At 60.9% G+C, this 25,622-nt stretch carries 25 protein-coding genes and 1 tRNA gene; 12 read left to right on the forward strand and 14 right to left on the reverse strand.

Annotated elements, in window-relative coordinates; all coding sequences use genetic code 11:
* The first annotated feature begins 3 nt into the window (after nt 1-3).
* Entirely contained in the window at nt 4-1,611 is a 1,608-nt protein-coding gene (locus ACE3PR_RS14445; protein WP_374373209.1) for a hypothetical protein, read from the forward strand.
* A gap of 479 nt (nt 1,612-2,090) precedes the next feature.
* Here the strand turns inward: ACE3PR_RS14445 and rpoH are convergent, their stop codons facing one another.
* Nucleotides 2,091-2,987: an RNA polymerase sigma factor RpoH gene (gene rpoH, locus ACE3PR_RS14450; protein WP_374373212.1), complete on the reverse strand. Its 897-nt coding sequence runs from the start codon at nt 2,985-2,987 to the stop codon at nt 2,091-2,093.
* Nucleotides 2,988-3,206: 219 nt separating this feature from the next.
* A complete protein-coding gene (locus ACE3PR_RS14455) occupies nt 3,207-4,172 on the reverse strand; it encodes an RluA family pseudouridine synthase (RefSeq protein ID WP_374373215.1) in 966 nt (321 codons plus the stop codon).
* A gap of 13 nt (nt 4,173-4,185) precedes the next feature.
* Between ACE3PR_RS14455 and ACE3PR_RS14460 the strand changes: the two genes are divergently transcribed.
* Together ACE3PR_RS14460 and ACE3PR_RS14465 are read left to right on the forward strand one after the other, a co-directional pair.
* A complete protein-coding gene (locus tag ACE3PR_RS14460) occupies nt 4,186-4,494 on the forward strand; it encodes a DUF6476 family protein (protein WP_374373218.1) in 309 nt (102 codons plus the stop codon).
* Nucleotides 4,495-4,569: 75 nt separating this feature from the next.
* The gene (locus ACE3PR_RS14465) at nt 4,570-5,607 is read left to right on the forward strand and encodes a low specificity L-threonine aldolase (RefSeq protein ID WP_374373221.1); all 1,038 of its coding nucleotides are present in this window, start codon (nt 4,570-4,572) and stop codon (nt 5,605-5,607) included.
* 6 nt (nt 5,608-5,613) lie between these two features.
* Here the strand turns inward: ACE3PR_RS14465 and ACE3PR_RS14470 are convergent, their stop codons facing one another.
* Nucleotides 5,614-6,465 carry an amino acid ABC transporter substrate-binding protein gene (locus ACE3PR_RS14470; protein WP_374373224.1) on the reverse strand — a complete coding sequence of 284 codons (852 nt, stop codon included), beginning with the start codon at nt 6,463-6,465 and terminating at the stop codon, nt 5,614-5,616.
* 188 nt (nt 6,466-6,653) lie between these two features.
* Between ACE3PR_RS14470 and ACE3PR_RS14475 the strand changes: the two genes are divergently transcribed.
* Nucleotides 6,654-8,573, forward strand: a complete 1,920-nt coding sequence (locus tag ACE3PR_RS14475; RefSeq protein WP_374373226.1) for a PAS domain-containing protein — start codon at nt 6,654-6,656, stop codon at nt 8,571-8,573.
* Nucleotides 8,574-8,579: 6 nt separating this feature from the next.
* On the opposite strand, the gene ACE3PR_RS14480 is transcribed toward ACE3PR_RS14475, so the two are convergent.
* Nucleotides 8,580-10,010 (reverse strand): sensor histidine kinase, encoded by a 1,431-nt coding sequence (locus ACE3PR_RS14480; protein WP_374373229.1) that lies wholly within the window; start codon nt 10,008-10,010, stop codon nt 8,580-8,582.
* Nucleotides 10,007-10,771: a response regulator gene (locus ACE3PR_RS14485; protein WP_374373231.1), complete on the reverse strand. Its 765-nt coding sequence runs from the start codon at nt 10,769-10,771 to the stop codon at nt 10,007-10,009. The genes ACE3PR_RS14480 and ACE3PR_RS14485 overlap by 4 nt, the downstream gene beginning before the upstream one ends.
* Before the next feature lie 210 nt (nt 10,772-10,981).
* Here ACE3PR_RS14485 and ACE3PR_RS14490 point away from each other — a divergent pair, with 210 nt between their 5' ends.
* Nucleotides 10,982-11,173 (forward strand): hypothetical protein, encoded by a 192-nt coding sequence (locus ACE3PR_RS14490; protein WP_374373233.1) that lies wholly within the window; start codon nt 10,982-10,984, stop codon nt 11,171-11,173.
* Nucleotides 11,170-11,997, forward strand: coding sequence for a MipA/OmpV family protein (locus tag ACE3PR_RS14495; RefSeq protein WP_374373236.1), 828 nt, complete (start codon nt 11,170-11,172; stop codon nt 11,995-11,997). Before ACE3PR_RS14490 ends, ACE3PR_RS14495 begins: the two co-directional genes overlap by 4 nt.
* Nucleotides 11,998-12,134: 137 nt before the next feature.
* Here ACE3PR_RS14495 and ACE3PR_RS14500 read toward each other — a convergent pair whose 3' ends face one another.
* The gene (locus ACE3PR_RS14500) at nt 12,135-12,488 is read right to left on the reverse strand and encodes a hypothetical protein (RefSeq protein ID WP_374373239.1); all 354 of its coding nucleotides are present in this window, start codon (nt 12,486-12,488) and stop codon (nt 12,135-12,137) included.
* A 613-nt stretch (nt 12,489-13,101) separates the two neighbouring features.
* Here ACE3PR_RS14500 and ACE3PR_RS14505 point away from each other — a divergent pair.
* The 3 genes from ACE3PR_RS14505 (at nt 13,102) to ACE3PR_RS14515 (ending at nt 15,750) form a co-directional block, all read left to right on the forward strand.
* A complete protein-coding gene (locus ACE3PR_RS14505; RefSeq protein ID WP_374373241.1) occupies nt 13,102-14,046 on the forward strand; it encodes a LysR family transcriptional regulator in 945 nt (314 codons plus the stop codon).
* A gap of 274 nt (nt 14,047-14,320) precedes the next feature.
* The gene (locus ACE3PR_RS14510) at nt 14,321-15,499 is read left to right on the forward strand and encodes a porin (RefSeq protein WP_374373243.1); all 1,179 of its coding nucleotides are present in this window, start codon (nt 14,321-14,323) and stop codon (nt 15,497-15,499) included.
* 175 nt (nt 15,500-15,674) lie between these two features.
* A tRNA-Glu gene (locus tag ACE3PR_RS14515) sits at nt 15,675-15,750 on the forward strand.
* Nucleotides 15,751-15,793: 43 nt separating this feature from the next.
* Here the strand turns inward: ACE3PR_RS14515 and ACE3PR_RS14520 are convergent.
* The gene (locus ACE3PR_RS14520) at nt 15,794-16,729 is read right to left on the reverse strand and encodes an OmpA family protein (RefSeq protein WP_374373246.1); all 936 of its coding nucleotides are present in this window, start codon (nt 16,727-16,729) and stop codon (nt 15,794-15,796) included.
* Nucleotides 16,730-17,039: 310 nt separating this feature from the next.
* Between ACE3PR_RS14520 and ACE3PR_RS14525 the strand changes: the two genes are divergently transcribed.
* Nucleotides 17,040-17,648: a class I SAM-dependent methyltransferase gene (locus ACE3PR_RS14525; RefSeq protein WP_374373248.1), complete on the forward strand. Its 609-nt coding sequence runs from the start codon at nt 17,040-17,042 to the stop codon at nt 17,646-17,648.
* Nucleotides 17,649-17,651: 3 nt separating this feature from the next.
* Here the strand turns inward: ACE3PR_RS14525 and ACE3PR_RS14530 are convergent, their stop codons facing one another.
* A complete protein-coding gene (locus tag ACE3PR_RS14530) occupies nt 17,652-19,400 on the reverse strand; it encodes a hypothetical protein (RefSeq protein ID WP_374373251.1) in 1,749 nt (582 codons plus the stop codon).
* Here ACE3PR_RS14530 and ACE3PR_RS14535 point away from each other — a divergent pair.
* Nucleotides 19,387-19,701, forward strand: a complete 315-nt coding sequence (locus tag ACE3PR_RS14535; protein WP_374373253.1) for a hypothetical protein — start codon at nt 19,387-19,389, stop codon at nt 19,699-19,701. The two genes, ACE3PR_RS14530 and ACE3PR_RS14535, sit on opposite strands and share 14 nt — an antisense overlap.
* A gap of 89 nt (nt 19,702-19,790) precedes the next feature.
* On the opposite strand, the gene ACE3PR_RS14540 is transcribed toward ACE3PR_RS14535, so the two are convergent.
* From ACE3PR_RS14540 to ACE3PR_RS14565, 6 genes are read right to left on the reverse strand one after another with little or no spacing between them, the layout of a single operon-like run.
* A complete protein-coding gene (locus ACE3PR_RS14540; RefSeq protein ID WP_374373256.1) occupies nt 19,791-20,174 on the reverse strand; it encodes a hypothetical protein in 384 nt (127 codons plus the stop codon).
* Between the two features lie 15 nt (nt 20,175-20,189).
* Complete coding sequence (locus ACE3PR_RS14545) at nt 20,190-21,263, reverse strand: GNAT family N-acetyltransferase (protein ID WP_374373258.1); 1,074 nt, start codon at nt 21,261-21,263, stop codon at nt 20,190-20,192.
* Complete coding sequence (locus ACE3PR_RS14550; RefSeq protein ID WP_374373260.1) at nt 21,253-22,230, reverse strand: glycosyltransferase; 978 nt, start codon at nt 22,228-22,230, stop codon at nt 21,253-21,255. Before ACE3PR_RS14550 ends, ACE3PR_RS14545 begins: the two co-directional genes overlap by 11 nt.
* A complete protein-coding gene (locus tag ACE3PR_RS14555; protein ID WP_374373262.1) occupies nt 22,217-22,786 on the reverse strand; it encodes a GNAT family N-acetyltransferase in 570 nt (189 codons plus the stop codon). The genes ACE3PR_RS14550 and ACE3PR_RS14555 overlap by 14 nt, the downstream gene beginning before the upstream one ends.
* Before the next feature lie 5 nt (nt 22,787-22,791).
* Entirely contained in the window at nt 22,792-23,628 is an 837-nt protein-coding gene (locus ACE3PR_RS14560) for a phytanoyl-CoA dioxygenase family protein (protein WP_374373264.1), read from the reverse strand.
* A 30-nt stretch (nt 23,629-23,658) separates the two neighbouring features.
* Nucleotides 23,659-24,762: a class I SAM-dependent methyltransferase gene (locus ACE3PR_RS14565; protein WP_374373266.1), complete on the reverse strand. Its 1,104-nt coding sequence runs from the start codon at nt 24,760-24,762 to the stop codon at nt 23,659-23,661.
* A 362-nt stretch (nt 24,763-25,124) separates the two neighbouring features.
* Between ACE3PR_RS14565 and ACE3PR_RS14570 the strand changes: the two genes are divergently transcribed.
* Nucleotides 25,125-25,610 (forward strand): acyltransferase, encoded by a 486-nt coding sequence (locus ACE3PR_RS14570; RefSeq protein WP_374373268.1) that lies wholly within the window; start codon nt 25,125-25,127, stop codon nt 25,608-25,610.
* Nucleotides 25,611-25,622 lie beyond the last annotated feature (12 nt).

Raw genomic sequence — 25,622 nt, forward strand, 5'->3', positions numbered from 1 at the left:
GCAATGCCCAATCTGGAAGCTGTTCTAAAGGCGAAGAAGACGGCTGCACGAGTGAAGTCGAAACGAGTACAGCGTGCCCAACGGCCTGCACAAAAAAAGACCAGACATACAGACCTAGCTGCGCAGGATCGGCTCATTCCGCCTCCCGATTGCGTCGTGGTAAGAATGTATAGAATTGGGCATGGGGATTGTTTCTTGCTAGCTTTCGCGAGCGATCAGAGTGATGGCCCAGTCTATATTCTCATCGATTGTGGATATAAACCCGGATCTTCGGCATTCATTGGTACGACCGCTCGAGAAGTGACGGCTAGCATTCGAGCTGCGACTGGAGGCCATGTGCATGTCGTTGTCATCACGCACGAACATCAGGATCACGTGAACGGTTTTACGAAAGAAAACTTCAAGGATGTAACGTTTGGCGAAGCTTGGTTCGCCTGGACTGAAGACGAAGATGATAAGCTGGCGAACTCGCTTCGCGAGCGATTCAATGATCGACTAGCCGCACTTATTGGTGCGCGCAATCGTCTCTCAGCATCGGGCGATAGCACTACGAAGATCGACGATTTTCTAGCGTTTGAACTGGGAGGGGATGAGGAAAGTTTACGTAGCCGAGATATTTCTTTGGCTGCAATGCCAGGTGTTTCGCAAAACAAAAGGGCATTGGCTCTGGTCAGGGAGCTGTCGGGTGGGCGATGCAAGTACCTGCGGCCTCATGGCACGGCGGCCAAGGTGGAAGGAACTAGCAATCTGCGTGTCTTCACGCTTGGCCCACCCCGCGATGAAGCACTGTTGCGATCACTCAATCCGGTGGGTCAGGAGGGGTTTCATAAATTATCTGCGGGGTCGCCCGAAAGTTACTTCTTCGCCGCTGTTGCGGATGGAACTAAATCCGGGCAGGTAGCTCCGTTCGCGCCCCGGTATTGTATGGAATGGAATATGGCGCTTCGTGCCAAGGGAAAAGGCGCTTTCTGGCGGGAGCACTATGGCACATCGAAGCCAAACTTGCAGGCACCACCGGAGGAAACCGAAGACGACGCCCAGTGGCGGCGAATTGATCAAGATTGGCTTTACTCAGCAGATCAACTCGCACTTGATATGAACAGCGATACAAACAACGGAAGTCTTGTTCTGGCATTTGAGTTGACGCCTGGCGGAAAAGTACTTTTGTTTGCGGCAGATGCTCAGCGCGGAAATTGGGCCTCGTGGGCCAAGGGCGAGTGGAAGGACGGCGACAGGAGTGTCTCATGTCGTGATCTACTTGGGCGAACCGTCTTGTATAAGGTCGGCCACCATGGCAGTCATAACGCCACGCTCAAGGGTGAGCTTGAAGACGAATATGCGAATTTGAGCTGGATGGGGACTGGTGAAGCTTCGCGCGAGTTCTCTACAATGATTACCGCAGTGCGACCTTGGGCTGAGACCCAAAAGGGTTGGGACCATCCATTGAAGGCAATCAAGGACGCTTTGCTTGAGAAAGCCGGTGGGCGTGTGTTTCAGAGCGATACTGATTTTAGTCAAATGAAAGCAACAAATCATCAAGCAGACTGGGCAGCATTTAGATCAAGAGTGACGGGGCATCACCTATACTTGGATTATGTCGTTCAGTATTAGGCGTCTGATGATTGTGAGGTTTCGTCTGGATAGAATTCTGACGGCAGCTCGCATTGGCGCATCTCACTCTCCCCCTCAAGCCACTTGCGGCCTCATCGCGACGATACCACCCATGCGGGCCCGCACTTCCGGCGAGGCGAGGTAGGTCGTGACGGCTTGAGGCACCTGTATAGGGGCGCGACGCGGCTGGGCGGGCTTTAATTAGCGGGGCAGAGGATTCGGGCCAGAACCCGCTACCTTCATATCCGGCGATGTCTACGACTTGTTCGAAGCCGACAGCCACGATCCTGAGTGTGAAACCTGGCAATTCGCGACGGGAAGTCGCGTTCACTGCGAGAAACGTCGGTCTGGTGCCGATGCTCTTCTGGTTGCGGTAGCGAGGGCCGTTTAGAGAGACGCACCATCGAACATATACACAAAAAAGGCGGACCTTTCAGCCCGCCTTCTTCGTGCTTGGATCATCTTCAGTCGGGTTCGACTTACACAAACTCCCCGATCAACTTCTCATCAATGGCCGATTTCCGGATCGAGCGCTGCAGCTTGTCGAACGCGCGCACCTCGATCTGGCGGACGCGTTCGCGGCTGATGCCGAATTCGGTCGAGAGGTCTTCGAGCGTGGTGGGCTCGTCCTTCAAGCGGCGCTCGATGAGGATCTTGCGCTCGCGCGGGGTGAGGGCCAGCATCGCCTTGTCGAGGAGCTTTTTCCGGCGGCCGAATTCCTGGTCGTCGGCGACGCGGGTTTCCTGGCTCTCGGTTTCGTCGACCAGCCAATCCTGCCACTCGCCTTCGCCGTCGACGCGCAAGGGCGCGTTGAGGCTGTGGTCGGGCGCCATCAGGCGGCGGTTCATGTCGATGACGTCGTTCTCGCTGACGTTGAGGCGGGTCGCGATCTCCTTCACGTTCTCCGGCGACATGTCGCCTTCCTCCAGCGCCTTGATCTGGCCTTTGACGCGGCGGAGGTTGAAGAACAATTTCTTCTGCGAGGCGGTGGTGCCGATCTTCACCAGCGACCAGGAGTGCAGGATGTATTCCTGGATCGCGGCGCGGATCCACCACATCGCGTAAGTTGCGAGGCGGAAGCCCTTATCCGGATCGAAGCGCTTCACGGCCTGCATCAGGCCGACATTGCCTTCCGAGATCACCTCGGACATGGGGAGGCCATAGCCGCGATAGCCCATGGCGATCTTGGCGACGAGGCGCAGATGGCTGGTGACCATGCGATGGGCGGCTTCCGGGTCCTGGTGTTCCTGCCAGCGTTTGGCCAGCATGAACTCCTCCGCCGGTTCCAGCATCGGGAACTTGCGGATTTCCGAAAGATAGCGGCCGAGGGAATTCTCGCCCACCAAAGCCGGTAATGTCGTTGCACCACTTGCCATCTTGTTCCCCACTTTCATCTGCCTGCTACTTCCGTTTCGCAGGCGCGAAGACCAAAGTTACATTCACCTCGTCACTGGCTCATCTGGCCACCCAATCTTGGCACTTTCGTGGCAAGAATGGGGTAAAAACCAAGTAAGGGCGTCGGTTATCGCTTTCCTTAAGATAAGTTAACAAATAGGGGATTCAAGACCTTCCGACAAATCAAACGGAACAATTGGTTACTTCGTTCCCAGTGATGCGGCCAGTGTGACGAAATCTCGCGGCAGCTCGCTTTCCCAGGACATGAATACGCCCGTCCGGGGGTGGTGGATCCCCAGAATCGCCGCATGGAGAGCCTGCCTGGGGAAGGCCATGGCGGCCGCCCGGGCCGCCTCGGGAAGCTGGGCGCGGCGGGCGGGGGTGGGCCGGCCATAGGTCGGATCGCCGATCAGCGGATGCCCGATATGGGCCATGTGGACGCGGATCTGGTGGGTGCGCCCGGTCTCCAGCCGGCACTCGACCAGGCTGGCGCCGAGGCCGAACACCTTCTGCACCTCGTAATGGGTGACCGCTTCCTTTCCGTTCCGGCTGACCACCGCCATCTTCTGCCGGTGGCTGGGATGGCGGCCGATCAGGGTCGCGATGGTGCCGGATTTCGGGCTGGGCAGGCCCCAGACCAGGCAGCGATAGGCCCGCTCGATGTCATGGGCGGCGAAGGCTTCCGAGAGCGCGTGATGGGCGGCATCGTTCTTGGCGGCGATCATCAAGCCGCTGGTATCCTTGTCGATCCGGTGCACGATCCCCGGCCGCTTCACCCCGCCGATGCCGGAGAGGCTGTCGCCGCAATGGGCGATCAAGGCATTGACCAGGGTCTTGTCGGGATTGCCGGGGGCGGGGTGGACCACCATTCCGGCCGGCTTATCTATGACGATGATGTCCTCATCCTCGTAAACTACGTCCAGGGGAATCGCCTGGCCCTCCGGCACCGCGCGTTCGGCGGCGGGAACGGTGAGGTCGAAGGCCTCGCCCGGTTTGACCCGGTGGGAGGGCTCGGTTATGGTCGCGCCCGTGCCGTCCTTGAGATTACCGCTTTCGATCAAGGCCTTGAGGCGCGAACGGGACATCTCGGGCAGGTGAATGGCGAGCGCCCGGTCGAGCCGTTCGCCGGCCTCGCTGGGGGTGATCTCGATCCGGTGGTCGCTCATTATTTGGAACCTCATGCAATCTCAGCCCCCGGAAGTACCCCGCAACCTGCTGGCGCTCAAGTCCATGGTGATCGGCATGGCCGGGCTCCTCATCCTCTGCGCCCTCATCCTGGTCGGTGTCGGGGTGAGCCGGATGTCGGGCAAGCAGGGTTTCGACCCCGCCAGCATTCCCTTGCCCACCGGCTGCGAACTGGGGAACGTGACCAGCGCCGATGACCGTCTGATCGTCACCATCACGGGCCGGGATGATTGCCGGAAGGTGATCATTGCGGATATGGAAAGCGGGCGCGTGATCGGCGAAATCGCCTTCCCGCCGGACTGAACAAAAAACCGCGGAATTCCGCCAGCTAATCGATTAGCTAATCGATTAGCTAATCGATTAGCTGAGGGTAACCCCATGAATTTCTGCTCAGACAATGTCGCCGGCATCGCCCCGGAAATCCTGGCCGCGATCGGCCGGGTGAATGAGAATGCCGCGATGCCCTCCTATGGCGGCGACGCGATCACCGCACGGGTCGAGGCGAAGCTTTCCGAGGTGTTCGAGCGCCGGGTCTGGGCCTTCCCAGTGGTGACCGGCACCGCCGCCAATTCCCTGGCCCTTTCGGTCATGACGCCGCCTTACGGCGCCGTCTATTGCCATCCGGAGGCGCATATCATCGTCGATGAATGTGGGGCCCCCGAATTCTATACGGGCGGCGCCAAGCTGGTGCCGATCGCGGGGAAGAACGGCAAGCTCGCCGCCTCCGACGTCGCTCATGCGCTGGAGAATGCGCGGGCGGGCGATGTGCATCACGTCCAGCCGGCGGCTGTCAGCCTCACCCAGGCGACCGAATGCGGTACGGTCTATTCGGCCGAGGAAGTGGGTGCCATCGGCGAGATCGCCAGGCGCCACCATGTGAAGCTCCATATGGACGGCGCGCGCTTTGCCAATGCGCTGCGCCACATGAATGCGAGCCCTGCCGACATCACCTGGAAAGCGGGCGTCGACGCGCTCTCCTTCGGCGCCACCAAGAACGGCGCCATGGCCGCCGAGGCCGTCGTGTTTTTCGACGAGAAGCTGGCCGAGACATTCGGCTTCCGCCGCAAGCGCGCCGGGCATCTCATCTCGAAGATGCGTTTCGTCTCGGCCCAGCTCGATGCCTATCTCGAAAACGATCTGTGGCTGCGCCTCGCCGATCATGCGAACGCGCAAGCCGCGCGCCTGGTCGCGGGTTTGCAGGCGTTGCCCGGCGTCGAGCTGCTGCATCCGGTGCAAGCGAACGAGATCTTCATCCGCCTGCCGCTGGCCGTCGTCGCCGGTTTGCGCGCGGCCGGTTTCGATTTCTACGACTGGCCGGGTGCCGCGCCGGGCACGATCCGCCTCGTCACCAGCTTTGCTACCCGGGCCGAGGACGTCACCGGCTTCATCGCCACCGCCAAGAAGCTCGCCGCCTGATCCCCGTTATTCCGGCAGGCCCGAGATGCGGTAAAGATTGCGCTGGAGCGCGGTGGGCTTTGCCTTCTCGCCGAAGGCATCGAGGAAGATCTTGCCGACGGCCCCGGAGCGGTAGAGATGGCTGAGCGCGCGGTCGATGGCGAGGCGCAGATCATCTTCGCCCCGCGGCAGAGCGAGCGCATAGGTTTCGGAGGTGAGGTAATTGTCCGCGACCACCAGCTTCGTCGCCGGCGCCGGGCGCTGGTCGAGGAGATAGACGAGGATGGTGCGGTCGGCGAAATAGGCGGCGATGTCGCCTTTCTCGATCAGATCGAGCCCTTCCTCATGGGTTTTGGCGAGCACCACTTCGGCCTCGACCTTCTGCATCGCGAGCGTCGTTCGCAGCCCTTCCTCGGTGGTGGTGCCGTCCAGCACGCCGATACGCTGGCCCTTGAGTTCGCTGAGATCCTTCGGCCCGCCCTCGCGGATCACGATGCTGGCGCCGGAGATGAAGGTGGGGATCGAAAAATCCACAAGCGCGCGACGCGCCAAAGTCGCCGTCGTCGCCTCACAGAGCAGATCGGCCTTCCCTTCCACGATCGCGTCGAAACGGTCCGTGGCGCTCACCGTCACGTATTCGATGGCAAGTTTCGGCAGCTTCAGTTGCAGCCCGATCTCTTCCGCCACCGCCCGGCAGAGGCCCACGGAATAACCTTCCGGCACGCCATTGGCCGCCATCGATGAGAAGGGGGGTGCATCCGCGCGCACCGCAAGGCGGATCTTCTGAGCGGCGCCGATATCCTCAAGCATGTCGGCCGAGGCAGGCAAGGCAGCGGAGAGAAAGAGGAGAGAAAGGAACGCGGAACGCATCGAGGACATGGCAATCTCCAATGGGAGTTGAATCCGGGCCGATGGTTTTCGTCTAGAAATCTTGGCTCGCGACTTCATGCTATCGCGGCGCGATCGTCAAGAGTGGCGCGATTCCAGGTTTCTCTGCGTTCCGTTGTCAATATCCACATTGCCATCATGGGTTGAGGCGACGCCCCGCCTTTGCTAGCCTCCCTCGGATGATCGAGGCTCCTGCGGACGTACTTGGACCTCTGATTGAGGTCATCGTCGCCAAGGCGGTCGAGACCGTCGTCGTGACCGACGGTGATGTTGATCCGCGCCTTGGCCCCACCATTCTTTTCGCCAACGCCGCCGCGACGCAGAGTTCCGGCTATGCGGCTGGTGAATTGGTCGGCAAGCGCCTCGGCCTGCTTTATGCCGAGGATGTCATGCCGCAGGTGATCCGCACCTTGACCCAGGTGGCGGAGCAGCGCGAAGTCGTGGTCAGCGAATCCCCGACACGCTCGCGCAGCGGCCGCATCCGATGGCTGGAAATTACCTCAACGCCGATCTTCGACAAGGCCGGCCGGCTGCAGCATTTCGTGCGGATCGGCCGCGATGTTTCGGCCCGGAAGCAGATCGAGCAGCAGCGCGAAAGCACCCAGCGCCTATTGGCCTCGGTCTTCGGTGTCATCAACCAGCCACTCGTCGTCGCCGACGGGGCCGGCAATCTGACCATGGCGAATACGGCGGTCACGCGGCGCCTGGGCTGGAGCATCTTCGATTTGATGGGAAAGCCCGTGGTGCAATTGATGGCGCCGGCGGACCGGCCGCATCTCAGCGACATGATGCAAGGGGGCGATGCCTTGGATCAGACCCGGCAGATCAAGGGCCTGCTCTCGATCAAGGGAAAGCCGGCGGTGCCGGGCGAGGTCGAGTTGACGACGATCCTGCAGCCCGATGGCCAGCGCTATCACGTGCTGACCCTGCGTCCCGATGCCGTGCCGGCCACGGAGGGCAGGGCCTGGGATTTCGAGCTTGCCGTCCGCGATATCATGAAGGGCAGCAAGGCAGATGCCAATGTGGTGGCCGGCAAGCTGCAATTGGTCGGGCTGGATGAGGTGAGGGAATCGCTCGGCGACAAATGGCCGGCGACCGCGGAGCGCGCCTTCTCGCTGGCCGAGCGGACGATCCAGCGGCATATGCGGACCGGCGATGTCTTCCGCAGGACCTCGGAAGAGGGCTTCCTGGTTCTGTTCGCGCATCTCTCCGAGAACGAAGCCCAGTTCAAGGCACGCGCGATCGCTGACGAAATTCGCGAGAAGCTGACCGGCGAGATCCCCGATTTGGCCGTGGCGAAGATGACGTCCTTTGCTGGTACCGTTCCCGTCGATGAGAAGATCGGGGAATCCGAAGAGGAAATCATCACGGTGATCGAGCGGCGTCTCAAGGAAGAGCGGGACAGGGTCGAAGCGGCATCGAAGGCGGCCTTGCAAACCGGCCTGCGCAAGGCGAAATCCGTCCACACCAACGCGACGAATCTGAGCGGCCAGGCAGCGCCGATGATCTTCGTGCGCCTGCCCAGCGACCTCAGGGAGGCATCGGAGACGCTGCGTTCGCTGGGCCAGCATGTCTATCAGTTGGAGACCGAGACCTTTCTGCTGGCAGGCGCAGGCGAGCGCGTGCTCAGCGGGCTGACCAAGAGTGTGGGCGAACTCATCGTTACACCGGTCAGGTTGGCAACCCTGTCCCAGAATCGCACGGCGGAGGCCTGGCTGGATGTGGGCCGTGCGCTGGGCGAGGCCGCCAAGCGGCAGATCGTGATCGAGGTCAGGGACGTGCCGCGCGATATCGTGTCGTTGCGCTTGACCGATCTCACCATGCGCCTGTCTTCGCTCTTTAAATCGGTTGCCATCGAATTGCCCGCGGCGGATGCCGCTTTCGTCGACATGCTGCCCTCGCAGGTAAGGCTGGTCACGATCGACTATGCCCGCATTCCCTGGGCCAATGACAATGAAGTGACGGCGAGCTTCTCGCGCATGGTCAAGGTGCTCGATGTCCGGCAGCGCCGCCTGATCGTCCGCAACGTGATCTCGCCGCGTCGTCGCGCCCTGCTGGCAAAGACGGGCGTCTCGCTGTTCGTCAACGAGGAGAGCTGACCGGCATCACGCCCCCGGCTTGGGCAATCGAACCGTGGCGGTGAGGCCGGGGCCATCCTTGTTGTTGCGGAGAGTGAGGCTGCCGCCATGGCCGTGGATGATGTCGCGGGCGATGGTGAGGCCGAGGCCGGTGCCGCCGGTGGCGCGGTTGCGCGAGGCTTCGAGGCGGTGGAAGGGTTTGAAGGCGGCCTCGATCTCATTCTCGGGAATGCCGGGACCGGCATCGGCGATGGCGATCGTCACCGCGTCCGGCGCCTCGCTGAGCGTCACCGTAACATGACCACCGTATTTGCAGCCATTGTCGATGAGATTGGCGAGGGCGCGGCGGATGGCTACCGGGCGGCAGGGGAGGGTGGCGTGATCGGGGCCGTGATAGCTGGCCATTTGCCCCGCATCGCTCATGCCATCGCAAAGGCTGATCGCCAGCGACGCGAGATCGACGGTGACATGAGGTTCCTGTTGCGCGTCGTCGCGGGCGAAAAGAAGCGAGGTCTTGATCATCACCTCCATCTCGGCGATGTCGGACAGCACCTGTTCCCGCTGGCGGGGGTCGGTGAGTTCCTCGGCGAGGAGCCGCATGCGGGTGAGCGGCGTGCCGAGATCGTGGGAGATCGCGGCCAGCATCTGGGTCCGGTCGTCGACGAAGCGCTTGAGGCGCGTCTGCATGTCGTTGATGCTGTCGGCGATGGCCTTGTATTCCGGAATGCGCATGTCGGGCAACACGGTCACGTTGCGTTCACGCCCCATTTTTTCCGCTGCGGCCGCGATCTGCCGCAAGGGTTTGAGCATGCGCTGCGCGGCCCAGAAGGAGATCAGCAAAATGGCGAGGATGCCAAATATGGGCGCTGCGAAGTTGCGCGCGAGCCGCAGTCCCATGGAATCGTCATTGCTTTGCGATACGAAGAGCCAGGTTCCATCGGCCAGCGACACATGGATATCGAGATGCGGTGTCGCAAAAATTTCCTCCTGCCCGTTCTCCGACACTGACTGAACCAGACGCACCGGCATCTGGCTGACCACGACAGCGACCGAGTTCAGCGACCGGTTGAAGTCCCAGGGAAAGTCCTTGGCCCTGACGATGATCTCGGTGCCGGGGCGCAAATGGCGTCTGAGTATCTCGGCCAGGGCTTCGCTCTGCGGCAATTCATTGTGATACCGTCGGCGGTCCGGCGTCGCGACGAGTGCGAAATCGAGCAGATCCCGGGAGGGCAGGTCGGCAAGAATCTCCGGGCGCGCCGCCGGTGCCGCGCTATCGAGGCGTGCCTGCGCTTCGGCGATATTGTCTGCCAGCCATTCCTCTTCCATGAGAATGACATCCGGTTCCGGCACGATCACCAGCGACAGACCGTCGACCAGGATCGTCGACAGGATGATCAGCGCGATGGTGAGCGCGAGGCGCGGTGCTAGGCCGAGCCGGGGTTTGCGGAACTTGATCATGTGGTTGCGGTTCCGGCTGTGGCGGCGGTGCCGTTCATAACAACAGTGGGCGTGAAGAAGTAGCCTTCATGGCGGATGGTCTTGATGAGAGTCGGGTTTTGCGGATCCGGTTCGATCTTGCGCCGCAGGCGGCTGATGTGGACGTCGATGCTGCGGTCGAACTGGTTGGTGACGCGGCCGTGGAGATGTTCCAGCAATTGTTCCCGGTTGAGTGCGCGCTGGGCGTTTTCGGCGAAGACCACGAGGAGATCGAATTCGCTGCTGGTGAGCACGACCAGGATTTTGTCCGGTGAGGTCAAGGCGCGGCGATTAACGTCGAGCGACCAGCCCGCGAAATGGTAGATCGCCGAACGTACAGCAGTAGTGCCGGCATTGGCCTGCAGGCCGGCGCGGCGGATGAGCGCGCGGATGCGCGCCAGCAATTCGCGCGGGTTGAACGGCTTGGTCACATAATCGTCGGCGCCGAGCTCCAGGCCGACGATGCGGTCGGTATCGCCGGAGAGGGCGGTGAGCAGGATGATCGGCATCGGCGTCTCGGCCCGCAACTGACGGCACAGGGTGAGGCCGTCATCGCCCGGCATCATGACATCGAGGACGACCAGATCGATCTGGCCACGCTGCAGCAATGCCTGCATCTCGCGGCCGTTTCCCGCCTCGCTGACACTCAAGCCATGTTCGCGCAAGAACTTCGCCAGGCGCTGGCGGATCTGGCGGTCGTCATCGACGATCAGGATATGCGGGATGGCAATCGACTGGTTCATGGCTCTTGTTCATGGGGTTGGGGGCCGAAATCCCCCGATTTCCGTGTGGAAAGGTGCCGCCACCTTAGCCGAGCTCGGACAAATGTTCAGCGGGAAGCTCACACAAGAAATATTTCGTAACAAATCGACAAGCAGCCGACATCGCCGGAAGGGGGCCGCCCTGTAAGGTCCGCCGCGAGAGACAATTCCCATCATCGATTGGAAACCATCATGGATAGCTCTGACGTCATGGATAGCCCCGACATGGCCGGGCCGAACAATCCGCTACCCTTGCCGCCCTTGCTGGCTGCGATCCTGCAGGGCCGGGTCGGGGCCAGGCGATTCGATCTGGTGCTGGATGCCGCGATCCAGGACGCGGTGGCGAAATCGCCGGCGCGCGCCGAAGAAGGGACGAAAGAATGAGAGCCGTTGCGATCGCAACCCGATGGGGCCTTGCTTTGACGATGCTGCTGGGCTTCGCCGGCATTTCCCCGGCGCTGGGGGAAGAGGAGAAGGCGGAAGGCTGGGGCGGCCATTTGATCCTGGGTGGCCTGGCGGTTCCGGATTACGAGGGCTCGGAGGATTACGGGCCGGCGCCGCTGGCTGCCGGCAAGCTCTCTTACGATGACTATTATATTGAGGCCCGGGGGCCGGGATTGCGCGCCAATGTGTTGCCGGGCGATCTGCTGCCCTTCGGGCTGGAATTCGGCCCCGCACTTTCCTATCGCGGCGGCCGGGACGATGTCGACAACGACCGCGTCGACGATCTTCGCAATATCGACGGCACGATCGAGATGGGCGCTTTCGCCAAGCTCTATACCGATGCCGGCCTGCTGCCCGGTGACGAGATCGCCTTCGAGATCGAATGGCTGAGCGATGTGGGCGGCGAGCATGACGGCACCACGATCAGCTTCGGCCCGTCCTACAGCTTCCAGCCCTGGGAGCGCGTGCATCTTGGCATCAGCGCTTCGGCCACCTATGCCAGCGGCAATTACAACGATACCTATTTCGGCATCGATGCCGACAACGCCCGGCGCAGTGGCCTCTCGCAATACGACGCCGATGGCGGCATCAAGGATGTCGGCCTGATGGTCAACGCGATCTATCAATGGAACGAGCATTGGGGGATCACCGGCATGGCCGGCATCACGCAACTGGTCGGCGACGCCGCCGACAGTCCCATCGTCGATGACGAGGGCAGCGCCACGCAGGCGATCGTCGGCGCCGGTCTTCTGTTCCGTTTCTAAGGACGACGTCGGCGGGCCGCCGTATGCCCCTTCCCCCGAGTGCGGCGGCGGTCAGCGACAAAGAGCGGGCGGCAGGTGGTCTGCCGCCCGCATCTCTTTGCCGGCGCCGCAGCGCCGGGCCATGACGGGCTGCGACGTCAGCATCTCAGATTCCCGCGCGGGAGTGCCGGGACTGTTTCCGGGCTCGGGGAATCTCCGCTCGCGCCGTCTTCTTCCTCATCCACCTCATGCGGGTCGATGCGCGGTGCCCAATCCTTCCGATGGCCGGGATTGATGGTGTTGGGATCTATGCCGGTTATCTCCGGCACATGTATTTCCAGCACCGGGCCGCGGGCACGGCAATCGACGCTTTCCTCTCCGCTCACCGACAGGCCGAGGCCGATGAAGACGGCCGCCGCAAATACAAGGATGCTCCACGCCGCGAGCGCCTTTTGTGGCCGCGCCGATTGTGCGAGTCTCTCCTTGTACGCGTCGTGATCGAATTCATTCATGTCTGTGGAATCTGTGTTTCACACATGGAACTGACGTGATGTGAGTCGCGACAGCATCTGTTGCGCGTGCATCGCTAGACGCACGCGGTGACCATCGCGCAGTACATGTCGGCTACAACCGTCACAATCCCAAGCTTGGCGTTCGAACCAGGATTGTACGCCCTGCGCGATGCGCGCGGCCGGCGAATAAGTGCATCCACAGCATCGGCGATGTTCGTGCGGGCGCCGATCATCTGTGTCGATCATATCAATCGGTCATATCAATTGGTCATTGAGCCGTGCGGCGCTTGAAATCGTCCCCGGCGCCCCTGGAGGAGGGCGCCGGGGCCATCGGCTCATGTTCCGGCAATCGCGGGCGAGAACACGAACCAAGGACGGATTTCATCAACAAGGGCCTGCGACAAATTGGCTTACGCGAAGAATCAGCAAACACAATCGAGGATTAGGCAACTCATTCGAGAGGGCCGCGTATGCACGCTCGGCATTGGCATCGCGATCCATTTCCTTTGTAACCAGATAACGCCGCTGCTCGGCGTCAGCAGCAAAGATGTGGATAGCGCGCGTAAATGAGAAGCCCATATCTATTGCATTCGGTGTTGAGGAGAATTCAGGAATGCATCGTAGCGATCTAAGCGACCTCACTGCCTTCATTGCCGTTGCCGATCATTTGAACTTCCGAGCGGCCGCCACGCGGCTGGGAATCACGCCGTCGGCTCTCAGTCATTCCATGCGGCAGCTCGAGGAACGTCTCGGTGTGCGTTTGTTGAATCGTACCACGCGCAGCATGTCGCTGACCGATGCGGGCGTGCGTCTGCTGGAACGGCTGCGCCCAGCGATCGACGAGATCGACGGTGCCCTGGAGGATCTCAACAACGAACGGCAGCGGCCCTTCGGGCGCTTGCGGATCTATGCCGGGCAGATGGCGACGGCCGCGGTGATCACGCCGGTTTGGGAGCGTTTCCTCTCCACCTATCCGGACGTGCATCTCGAATTGCAGGTGGGCGAAGCGCCGATCGATATCGTGGCAAAGGGCTTTGACGCAGGGATCGGCACCCATGACCGGGCGGCCATCGACATGATCGCGGTGCGGGTCATGGGACCGATGCGGCTTGCCCCCGTGGCGGCACCCTCCTATTTCGCGCGGCACCGCAAGCCGCGCACACCGGAAGAGTTGGGGCAGCACAATTGCGTGCAATATCGCCTGGGGGCGGACGGCGCCGTGCTGGAATGGCCGTTCCAGCGCAACGGCAGCATGCAGAAGATCGCGGTGAACGGCCATGTCATGGTCAACAGCCCGGAGCTTGCCGTGCGCGCGGCCGTGGACGGATTGGGCATCGCACTCACCATCGAGGCGCTGGCCGAGCCGTTCCTGAGATCCGGGCAATTGGTGCGGGTCCTGGAGGAGTGGTCCACCTGTCTGGAGGGACTCTATCTCTATTATCCCAGTCACCGGCAGGTGCCGGCGGCTTTGCGGGCACTCATCGACATGATTCGGGAGCAGGCCCCGTCGCAGCATCAGCCGCCACGGGCCTTCGGCAATCCGTTTGTCGCAGCCTGAGGCCGCGCGAGGCCCAGGCATTCGATTTCATCGGTCCTGCCATGCCGCTGCTTCATGGAGCGGCGCAGATCTGCTTTATTGAGGCCTCGGTTTGCTGCATTGGTGAATTTCTTTCAGCACCGAATACAAAAGATAGGCGCTTTTCCGATCTGACTCCCGTCCTTTACCTTCCGCGACACCTTCACCTTGCACGCGTTGTCAACGCGTTGCTGATTGCAAGGCAGACAATGGACGGGGCGCCAGGTGGCGTGTCATCCGCAACATGGGAACATGAATGATGAAAACGGGGGCGATGGCGGTGAAACGCATTCTTCTCGGTACCACCACTCTTTGCGCAACCAGCCTGCTGGCCACGGCGGCGATGGCGTCGGACGGCGTGAAGCTGTCACTTGGCGGCTACATCACCAACGCGATCGGCGTGGCTTTCGATGACGACGATGCCGGAGAAGCCGGCGACGACCAGAACGCAGTCGGTGTCGGTACCGATGCCGAAATCTATTTCCTCGGCAGCGTGACGCTGGATAACGGCGTCACCGTCGGTGCGCGCTTCGATCTCGAAGGCGGCGACGAGAACAACGACCAGATCGACCAGGCCTATGCCTTCTTCCGCGGCGGCTTCGGTGACGTCCGCATCGGTTCGCAGACGGGTGTCGCCGGCAACATGTACATGCTGCCGCCGGGCTCGACCGCGAATTTCGGTCCCTATTCGCCGAACACCACCGGTGCCGCCGTTTCGCCGGGTGTCTTCGACATCGAAGGCATGGAAGCGAATCAGGACAAGTCGCAGAAGCTGGTCTATTACTCGCCGGAATTCGGCGGCTTCACCTTCGGCGTGGCGTTCACCCCGAACGATGATGAGAAGGATTACAACAACGGCGACAATGCCGACGGCGAATGGCGTGCGAACAGCCAGGCCGGCAATGCCGACAACAATATTGGCCTCGGCGCCCACTTCACTCATGAGGGTGACGGCTGGGGCGTCGATGTCGGTGCCGCCGCCTATTTGGAAGGCGACGTGCAGGAAGAAGGCGCCGATGAAACCGAGCAGTCCGGCTACAATGCCGGCGTCAACCTGGCCTTCGGCGGCTTCACCGTCGGCGTCGCCGGTACCTATCTTGCCGACTCGACCATCACCGGCGCCAGCAGCGACGGCGAGAATACCTGGGTGATCGGTACCGGTCTCTCCTACAACGTCGACGCCTGGACGATCGGCGCCGGCTGGTCGCATGTGGTGGGTGAAGTCGAGGGCACCAATGCCAAGGACCACATCGACCGCGTCGGTGTGACCGGCAATTACGCGATGGGCCCGGGCATCGATCTCGATGCCGGTGTCTTCTACACTTGGGCCAATGCGGCCGATGAAGGGGCTGCTACCGACGACAGCTTCAACTCCTTCAACGACAACAATTACGACGCGATCGAATTCGCGGTCGGTTCGTCGATCACGTTCTAAGGTCGGCGTTACGGTCTTCCGTGAGACGTATCGAGGCTGCCATCCAGACCGGATGGCAGCCTCTTTGCGTTGGAAATGTTCATGTATGACAAGGCGTTAGATTGCTCTTGATCGGCGCGCCGCAATCCTCTAAGAGTTCGCCCGCTTCCAGCGCCATGCCCGGCGCCACCGGCAGGTCCCCATCGTCTAGTGGCCTAGGACACCAGCCTCTCACGTTGGTAACACGGGTTCAAATCCCGTTGGGGACGCCAATTTCCTGATCTTAGCCTGATCCGTCAGCCCCACTCGGTCCCCTTAGAAACGGATACCGATGGTGGTGTTGATGATGCCTTCATCGAGATCCTGGTTGAACGGGATGTCGTAGGCGAGCTTGGCGAGGAAGGGGCCGGCGGCGAGGCCGAGTTCCGGGCCGGCGACAAAATCGTCGTCGATGCCGGAGCCATAGAGATAGCCGATATTGCCGCCGATATGGGGGCGGAAATTCTCGTCATCACCGAAGGGGAAATCGAGGCTGGCCACGCTGCGCCCGCCGAATCCGTCATTCGAGGTGTCGAAGTGATAGAAGCCGGCCTGTTCCACGCCCAGTGACAGCCAGGGCAGGACCGGCACATCGGCGGCGAGATTGAGGCCGCCGAGATGGCTGGTATTGCCGGCCTGATCTTCCAGGTTGAACCCGTAGAAGGCGCCGAGGCTGAAGATCCTGTCATGCTTCATGGGCGGCGGGGGGGCCGCGGCGGGTGCCGGCGGCGGCGCTGGCTGGGGTGTCGGGGCAGGGGCCATTTCGGCGACCGGGGCCGGCGGCTGTTCGAACATGATTTCGACGCGGCGGTTGGCCGCTTCCGGGACGCCGTCACCGGTCGGCACCGCCAGATCGGTTTCGCCCAGGGCCGCGCTCATTACAGCGTCGGCGGGCACGCCCTGGCGGACGAGTTCGTCGACCACCGCCTGCTCGCGGCGCTCGGACAGTTCCTGGTTATAGGCGGCGTTGCCGGACGTATCGGTATGGCCGCGCACCGAGATCCGGGCGGATCCGCTGCGCTGGTATTCCTGGGCCGCCGCGGAAATGACAGCGCGCGCTTCGGTATCGAGAGTCGCCTGGTCGAACGGAAAAAGGACGGTGAAGCGTCCGGTATCCGCCTGCGCGGTTTGAACGAGGGCTGATTCCGCGGCCAATGCCGCGCCCGTCGAGGATATGAGGCCAACCACACACAAGGCCATGACGTGTTTCATCGGATGCTCCTGTTGTCCGTAACCCGAAAGACCGCAAGCGGAGGAGGGATCCTCACTGCGCACGCAGCAACGCGGCGGCCCTGGAAGTGGAGAGATCGCCGCTTCACCCCCTGCTAACCAGCCTGGTGCGGATTTGTTCCCGTTCGGCCGGGCCATGGGAGCCGAATGTCGTAAAGGCCGGCCGAAACGCCCCTCAGAGGGGCGCGATCCGCAACAGGGGGCGGCAGCGGAAACTTTGGGTTGACATCCCGGGGGCGGCAACCTCTAGAAGTGTCCTGGTTTTCTGAGACAATGCTGGGCGTGGTGCTTGATGATTTATCGCATTCTGAACATTCCGATCGTCTATCGGGCGGCCCAGATGATCCTGGGGCCGGGGGCGGAGAAGAACATTCTGCGGCGCTTGCAGGCGCTGGTGGCGACCCTGCCGATGGATGGGCCTCTGCTGGATATGGGATGCGGCCCCGAATCATGGCTATTCAAACTGGGCTATGACCCGGTCGGGCTGGATATCGAGCCTTCATACGCGGCGGCGTATACGGCCGCCGGCCATAGAGCGGTCGTCGGATCGGCCGCGGAGCTGCCGTTTCCCAGCGAATCATTTCAGTGCGTCTGGACGTTCGCCATGTTTCATCACTTGCCGGACAATCTGGCAGGCAAGGCGCTGGCTGAGGCAATCCGGGTGACGCGCCCCGGCGGTGCCGTCCTGGTTTTCGATAGCATTCTGCCGCGCAGCGTCTGGCGCCGACCCCTGGCCTACGCCATCCGCCGACTCGACCGCGGCCGGTTCATGCGCCCGAAAGAACGGCTCCTTGGCCTGCTGCCCGAGCGGGCGGCCTGGAGTGTCGAGCATATATCTTATGCCGCGACCGGGCTCGAAGGCGTCTTTTGCATTTACCGCAAGGCGCCCGCCGCGGCTTAGGCGTTACGGCGCACAGGTTACGACCCGGTCGACCGCCCCGAGGTTTTCGATGCGGGCCACCACGTCGAAGCCGCGGCTCTTTGCAAGCTGGCACAAGGCCGTATCGTCGAGCGGCTCGTCGCTGGTGCGTCGGGCCGCGGTGCTGAAGCCGTAGCTCACCGTCTGCTGCTCGGCGCAGCCTGTGGAAAGCGGCGGCAAGCCATCGACCAGCGGCACCGCGCTCATGCCGAAGAGCATCATCGACGAGACGAAGCAATTGTCTGTGAGCGCCCAGAAATCCTGCGCCTTGGGCGAGGCGTAGGCGGCGAGGCTATTGCCATGCGTCTGGCGCAGCGCCTTCAGTTCGGCAACCAAATTTTCCATCACCAGCGGGCGCCGCTCCGGCCAGTAATAGGATGACGTCCGCAACAGCGGGAAGGTGCGCTTCATATCGTCCCGGACCGCCTTCTTCTTGCGGCTTTCGAAGAAGCTGGGATCGTCGGTGCGGACGAAGGAGGCTTGCGAGAACATCTGGGCGAGGCGTTCCATGAAGACATCCGGCACATGCTCGACCAGCGCGGCAGCCATGGCCGCCACGATGCCGAGTGCGATCAGCGAACGGTGCCACGCCCCGCGCTTGAAGGCAGGCAATTCGCGCGCCAGAAGCGGAATGCCGATCGTCAGCAGGATCGGCAAGGCGACCCACATCTGCGGATGGGTCATGTAATAGCCACCACCCGCCGGAATGGGAAAGAGCAAGGCCGGCAGCGTCGCGGCCACCAGCACGACACCCAGTACTTCGAGGAGCGGCAGCTTTCCTTGCCGGAACTGCAGCCAGATCGAGCCATCCATGCGCGCGCTGACCAGCAAAGCGAGGAGAGCCAAAGCCGACAGGCTGTAATGCAGGATCGGGTAATACCAGCGCCAGTCGATGCCGAAATTGCCTGCGATGTCAGCATTGAGGGAGCCGATGACGCCTGAATCGATGACCTGGCGATAGACTAGATAAGCCGTCGTGACGGAAGATGCCCAGATCGCGAGCATGACAAGCGGCCGTTTGTGATAGGCGCGCAACGCCACATAACCAAGCAAAGCGAGAGCGACAAAACCAGTCGTTACCTTTGAGGCTGTGGTCAAGGCAAGGCAGAAGAGCAAGGCGGCCCAAGCGATCCAGGCGAGGTTCCGTCCGAGCGGCCGGGTCATGACGTAGAATGCCGTCGGCACTAAAAGGGCAAAGAAAGCGAGGCCCAGGATATGGCTTTCGCTGTCGAAGAAATCGCGGCCGAAGCATTCGTAGAGAAAGACCAGCAAGGTCACGAGGAAGGCCAAGGTCGCCGGCCGCCGGCTCTCGGTCCGGTCGAAGGTCAGGGCAATGAGAGTGCAGGCGGCAAGGCAGAGCGGCGTGACGAAGAGTGCGCGCGTCAAAACGAATGTCCAGCCGCTGTCGCCGCCACTCATATCGGCAATTCTGGCGCCGATGAAATGGACCATGGCGTAATATTTGATGCCGTGCAGACCGTCTATGCCGATCGCAACTTGCTCGAAATAGCGCAACGCGTTGGTGATCGACCAGTGATAGTAGACGTCAGCACTGGCGCGTCCGCCCAGCGCCAGATAATCGGCCACGAAGGAGCCGTAGCGCGTTCCCGCCAGACCGACGACATAGAGAATGAAAACGAGGACGAAGCCCAGCGCCGTGAGCCAGACTTGGCGCTGCATCTCGGGACGCGCAAGCCATGCCAGCCGGATAGTCGCCGCGATGGCGGCGACCATCGTGACAATCGCGCCCAGCGACCCGAGGAACGACAAGCCCAGAAATACGACAAGCCCGGCCGCGATCGAAGGCCCGACGAGAATCGCCAATGACGGCCGTCGCGGCAGGAAAACCGAAAGGATCGCCGGCGGAACCGCCAACGTGAATGACAGGGCCGCGAACGCGCACAAGCTCGGCCAAATACTGGAATCCAGTCCGATGCGGAAAGCCGCAATTCCTGCCGTCAAGGCGCCGGAAAACAGAATAAAAAACAGGAGGGCCGCACTGATCCGCTCGATGCGGACTAGGCTGTCATTCTGAGGCAGGTTCTCGGGAGACGAGCTCGGGGACACGGTTTAATCCTTGTCGATGCTGATGCTAAATGGAGGCAAGTGGCGCGGCTGATGGTATTAGTGAGATCCAGAGAATACAACCAGCCCGATACCGCCCAATATAATTCCGATGCCGACAATTTTCATGGCGCCAATGGGCGCACCGAATATGACTGTGTCCAGGAGCGTGACGCCGACAAACGCCATGCTGACCAGCATGACGTAGGCAACTGACAACGTGCTGCTGGAAAGGACGTAGAACCAGAGTAGTGCCGTCGCCATGTATGTCAGGGCGCCGACAATGAAGATGGGCTCAAGGGCAAGCCTGGCGATATCCGCAATAAAACCGCGGCCGGAGACGCCGAGCCCGCCAGCCTTGGTCAAGCCCATACGCAGCAGGACGTTGGCCGCTATGGTCATCGCCGCGGTTATCACCGTCAGGATAAAAGCCAACTTAGTCATTGCCGTATCCGGTCATCATCTGTGCTCATTCTGTAGCCGCTTTTCTTCAATCATATGTCGAAATGGATAGGCGAAATAGCCTGGATATGACCGAGCCAGGTCAGTGGGTGAGATTGCCTGCACGAGATCGGCTCCATTCGGATAGTAACCCTGTATTTCGTATGCCGAAGACTGGCTGCCCCATCGCTCCTTGAACTTGAACACCGGATCGCCCCGGGCGGGTGAGCTCTCAAAATTCCAGCGGACCAGCCCAGCGGCGCGGCATTGTTCGATAGCGATATCGATCAAGAGCGCCGTCGGCTGCAGCGACCGGACATCGGCGGCCGCGATCGGAATGGTGTAGCTCGCCACCCGGGGGCCGCGCATAGTTAGCAACCCGGCGACAATTTTTCCTTCAAGCTCGGCGGTCAACCATAGGGGTGATGTCGGATGGTCCGGCTTGTTCTCGGCCAGCCCCATCGTCAGCTCAAAATATGAGAGAGGCTTGGTCGGGATTCCGGCGTCGGCACAATTTTGCAGGTAGATCTGATACAGCATGTGCACATCGGACGATTGGCTTCTCCGCACCGTGAAACCGGCGTGCTGTGCCTTTCTAATATCGCCCCGCCGAGCCTTCGGCCAGAACATCGGGCCAGTCAGGTCCAGGTACTGGGTTTCCTTCGGCACTCGGAAGTCCGGGCGAAAGACGCGGGCGATCGGCTCGGGAGGTAGGAGGAAGGGGGTATAGATCACGGCAACGAGAACTTCCGGCCGTGCCATGGATTCCCTGAACGCCATCAGAAGTCTATCGCGCCAGTGGTCGTCGCGGGCGGCAAGCAGCCCGTTGGGACCAAAGAAGGGCAATGCGTTGACGAGATTCCCTGCCGGCCCGGCACGCTCTCGGAACGGCATGTAACCAGCGATCTTCCCCGCCTCGTCGCGCAAGATCAACTGGCGGAAGCGATCGCCCAGGATCGCCGTCATGCCGATTTGATAGTCGAGATGGTGATATCCGAGAAGCTGGTCGCCCGCATGCCGAAGAAAGTCGGCCAGTTCCGCCGCATCGACCCGGTCAGGCTGATCGACGATCGCGGCGGTGCTATTGAGCATTGCCGGTTTCAGGGGACTTGAACCCACACACTTCCGCAACGGCATAGAGCGGCCGGCGGCGAGCTTCGTTCAGCGTTCGCCACAAATATTCGCCAATGACCGACAGGGCCATCAGGTTCAAGCCGCCGATCAATGTCACGGCGCAGATGATCGAGGCCCAGCCTTCCGGAGTGCCGCCACCAGTGATCGCGCGATACACGGTAAAGATTGCGAACAGGAAGCCAGCCGCGGCTATGATCAATCCGGCGGCACCCATCAAGCGGATCGGCAGCTCGCTGAAAGCCACGATGGAGTCGAGCGCATGGGAAATCTTGCGCATGAACGACCAGCGTGTCGTCCTGACGGCCGCGCGTCGATGATAGGTGATCGTCGCGGTGGGGAAGGGGCTGTTGGCGATGAAGCCGTCGATCGTGACCGAGTGGTCCGGGTAGCTGTTCAACAAGTCAATGACGCGGCGCGAGAACAGGAACTGGCTGGAGCCGCCCACGGGAAGATTCTTCAGGCCGAGCAAGCGCAACAAACGGTGATAGAGCGCGCTAAATATTCTATCGGTCAATTTGTCATCCCGCGAATGACGGATCGCCAGGGTGATATCCGCCTGTTTGCTGGTCATTTCCGCGAGCAGTAGATCAATCTGCTCCAATGGTTCCTGTAGATCAACGGGCACATTCACAATGAGATTGCCCTGGGCATGCCTATAGCCGCACCGCAATGCTATGTGGCTGCCGCGGTTGACCAGCAACCGAACGCCGCGCACTCGTTCGTCGAGGGCCGAGAAAGATTGAATGACGCGCCAGGTCCCGTCACGGCTGCCGTCATCCACCAGAATTATTTCGGCGTTCCGGCCGATCTCACTGGAATTCTGCCACGCGGCCAGTTGGCGGAAAAACTCGGGAAGAGCGTCTTCTTCATGATAGCAGGGCACGATCACGGAAAGCGGCAAACGCTCATCCTTACTGGAGGCCATGGGCCGCTTCCTCTCTGGCTAGAAACTTCGACATGAGAACGACCGTGCGAAAGCGTCCGCCGATATAGTATTGATCTTTCAGCCGACCTTCTTCGACGAAGCCGTGACTTAGATACAGCTTCATCGCAGGCAGATTGTCGTCGATAACTTCCAGCGTTACTTTGCGCATTCTCAGGCTCGTCGCGAGGTAACGCAGCAACAGTGTCAGCATATGCCCGCCGTAGCCTTTCCGCCCATCTGCCGCGGAATCGAATAGCGCAAGTCCAAGGCGGCAGCTCCCAGACAGTGGGTCGATGTTGAAGACCTTGATGAATCCCACCGGCCGGTGCGCCTCACCCGGAACGACGGCTGTCAATACCAGCTCGTCCGGACGCTCGCCAAGCCCGCGTATCCATTCGTCGACCTTCGCAGTCGATACGCCGCGATTGAAAGAGATCAGCTGCTCTACAGTAACGAGGTCGTTGCGCATGCGATGATAGCCAGGGCCGTCACTCGGTTCCGGGCGGCGCAAGCCAATGACGTCATCGGAGAGGAGCAAAGGGAACGTGTCCGTCATATCGCCTACTCTTGCCCGGGGCGATGGGGGCGCGTTTCGGGAGGCATCAGAAACTCAGCCATGCTGACCGGCGTGCGGACATGGTAGCCCAGAAACTGACGCACATCTTCGGAGAGGCCGCTCACATGCTGGGGGGCGAGCATCCGCGGATAGTCGAATTGTTGCCGCATGTAAGAGCGGCACAGGTTGAGAGTCACGGCATGCCGCCAGTTCTCAGTATGGTTTATGCCGCCACGATGCCAGCACCGGGCGTTGAAGATGATTGCATCACCGATATTCAGTGCCGGCCTCACCGACTTCGCCGCAAAAGCCTCCTCGCTGAGCTGCTCGCGCACCTGAAAACTGTCGGGCACGATTTCCATTCCGCCGTTTTGGCTTGTGAAAGGATCGAGAGCCAATGTTACGCCGAGATTGGTGATGTAGCCAGGAATGAGCCGAGGACAGTCGACATGGATAGAGCGCGAGTAATTCGATGCCGATGGCGGCATCGACGACGAGTTGTAGGCATGCACGATGCAGCCGTGCCCCAGTACCGTTCTGCATATGCGCAGCAAAGCGGGGGTCGATAGCAAATCCAGGAAAGGCTGTCCCCGAGACATGAGGGCATGAACCATTCCGTAGAACCGATATTCTGTTCCATGCGCCTCGGCGTCTTCAGCCAGTGCCCGGATCAATGCCGTTTTCAGAGCTGCGGCGATATCCGGCGTCACGAGGTTGCGCATGACTATCGCCCCTTCGCGCTCGATATGATCCCGCGCCAGCAGGAAGCCATCTTTCCCGAGAGACGTGGCGTCGAAATCGGCTAAACCAGCCTCGGCGCGCTTGTTGTCCAGCTTCAGCATGATGACATTCCTCCAGTATCGGCAAAACGCTCAGTTGACGGTGAATTCCGCCCAGCCATTGTCGAGGCAAGCCAAAATCGTCGTCGTCCTGCCCAGGCTACGAATTCTCGCGATCACTTTTTCATGATAGATGCTGTTAAGGCTGAGAACGACATACGGAACTTCGGCCAGCATCTCCTCGGTCAGCGTCAAGACAGGCAAGCCAAGAGCCGGCACGTGATGGCCTTTATAGCTGGGGTTATCATCGACCACGTATTTTATGGCTTCCGGCGCCACCCGCTGTGCCAGCCAGAAGAGCTGTGGCCCCACCCCATACATGACAACGGCATTGCTGCGAACGGCCGGCGTCTGCGCCAATCGATGCGCGATGCCTTCCACATCGTCATTTTTCATCATCTGCGGCTTTTGTGTGATCGGCTGGCTGCGCTTAGCCGCACATATCAGACTGCTGCCTTGTGGCGCCCATGTCTCGGGTTCCCAGCCAGTGCGCCGCATGACGTATGCAAGCTGATCCTGCCGGAAGTATTGCAGATGTTCATGGGCCAGGAAGTTGGGCTGGCCGTGGCGCACAAACTCGCCGATATCGGGAACCTGAATGACCAGTGTCGCCCGCTCGCTTGCCAACTGCCATGCAGCGGTCAGAAATTCGACCAGGTCGGCGATATGTTCAAGATTAAACTGGCTGACAATGCAGTCGAACCTGCCCGACGGCATCGCTCCAGGGAAGTAGCCATGAACGAATTCGCAATCTGGGTGTTCGCGCTTGGCGTCGGCAATCTTTTCCGACGCGTCAACGCCGACATAGCGTTCGCAGAACTGCTTGAAAAAATCGACATTGGCGCCGGAAGAACAACCGATCTCCAGCAGACTGGAGAGGGCCGGAGACAAGCGACCGAAGGTTTCCGAAAAGAAGGTATGGAAGGGCACGCGGTAGTGCGGCAGAAGTGCCTCAGCGCGATCGACTGAATAGTAGGAGTAGTAAACGTCGTAGATTAGACGCTGTATTTCCGGGTCCGGAACGGCCTGCTGCAAGTGGCCGCAATCGAGGCAATTCATCAGAAGCAGATCCGCGCAGCGTACGCTCTGAGCCAAGTCCTTGGGCAGCGGTACGATGTAAGCGGGGTAGCGATCCAATCGTGCCGCCTCTCGCAAGTTGAGGCTTCCGCAAACGGCACAGGATGTTAGCGCTGGTGGCATTCTGCTTCTCTACCAATTCCAAATATTGCGCGGGACATTATGACTTGCGGTGGAAATTCCGGGCGACATGCGCATCCGATCTTACAGCCGCACGCTGTTTTGCCTTTCAAGCTGCTCCCCCGCAACTCTCTATTTCGATGCCTCTAACCTATTGAAGTTCTTCTACAAGACACAAAACCAATTTACCATCTGAAGAATGTGGAAATCCAGGGTAGACGTTGTCGCATCTATTACCTAGTTTCCCGGCGAATCGGGGTCCAGGAAGGACCGAACCGAAGACAAGAAGTGGGGCGCTTCCTTTGATCAAGAACGACGTCAAACTCGGCCAGAACGTTCAGGTCTTTCAGCCGGACCTGGTTAATCTTTACGGTTGTTCGATCGGTGACGAGACCAAGGTCGGGGCCTTTGTCGAAATCCGGCGGGATGTGCGGATCGGGCGGCGCTGCAAAATCCAGGCTTTTGTGTTCATTCCCGAGGGCGTCACCCTGGAGGATGGTGTGTTCGTGGGGCCGCATGCCTGTTTCACCAACGATCCCGTCCCCCAGGCGGTCAATGCCGATGGCTCGCTGAAGGATGCCAGCGACTGGAAAGTCGTGCCGACCCTGGTGAAGGAAGGGGCGGCGATCGGGGCCAATGCGACGATTCTCTGCGGCCTCACCGTGGGCCGCTTCGCTTTGGTGGGCGCCGGCGCGGTGGTCACGCGCGATGTGCCGGATTATGCGATCGTCGCCGGCAATCCCGCCAAGGTGATCGGCGATACGCGCAAGGCCAAGGCGAAAGCGTAGCCTTCTTAGCGC

Source organism: Dongia sp., from assembly GCF_041909655.1.
Lineage (GTDB): Bacteria > Pseudomonadota > Alphaproteobacteria > Dongiales > Dongiaceae > Dongia.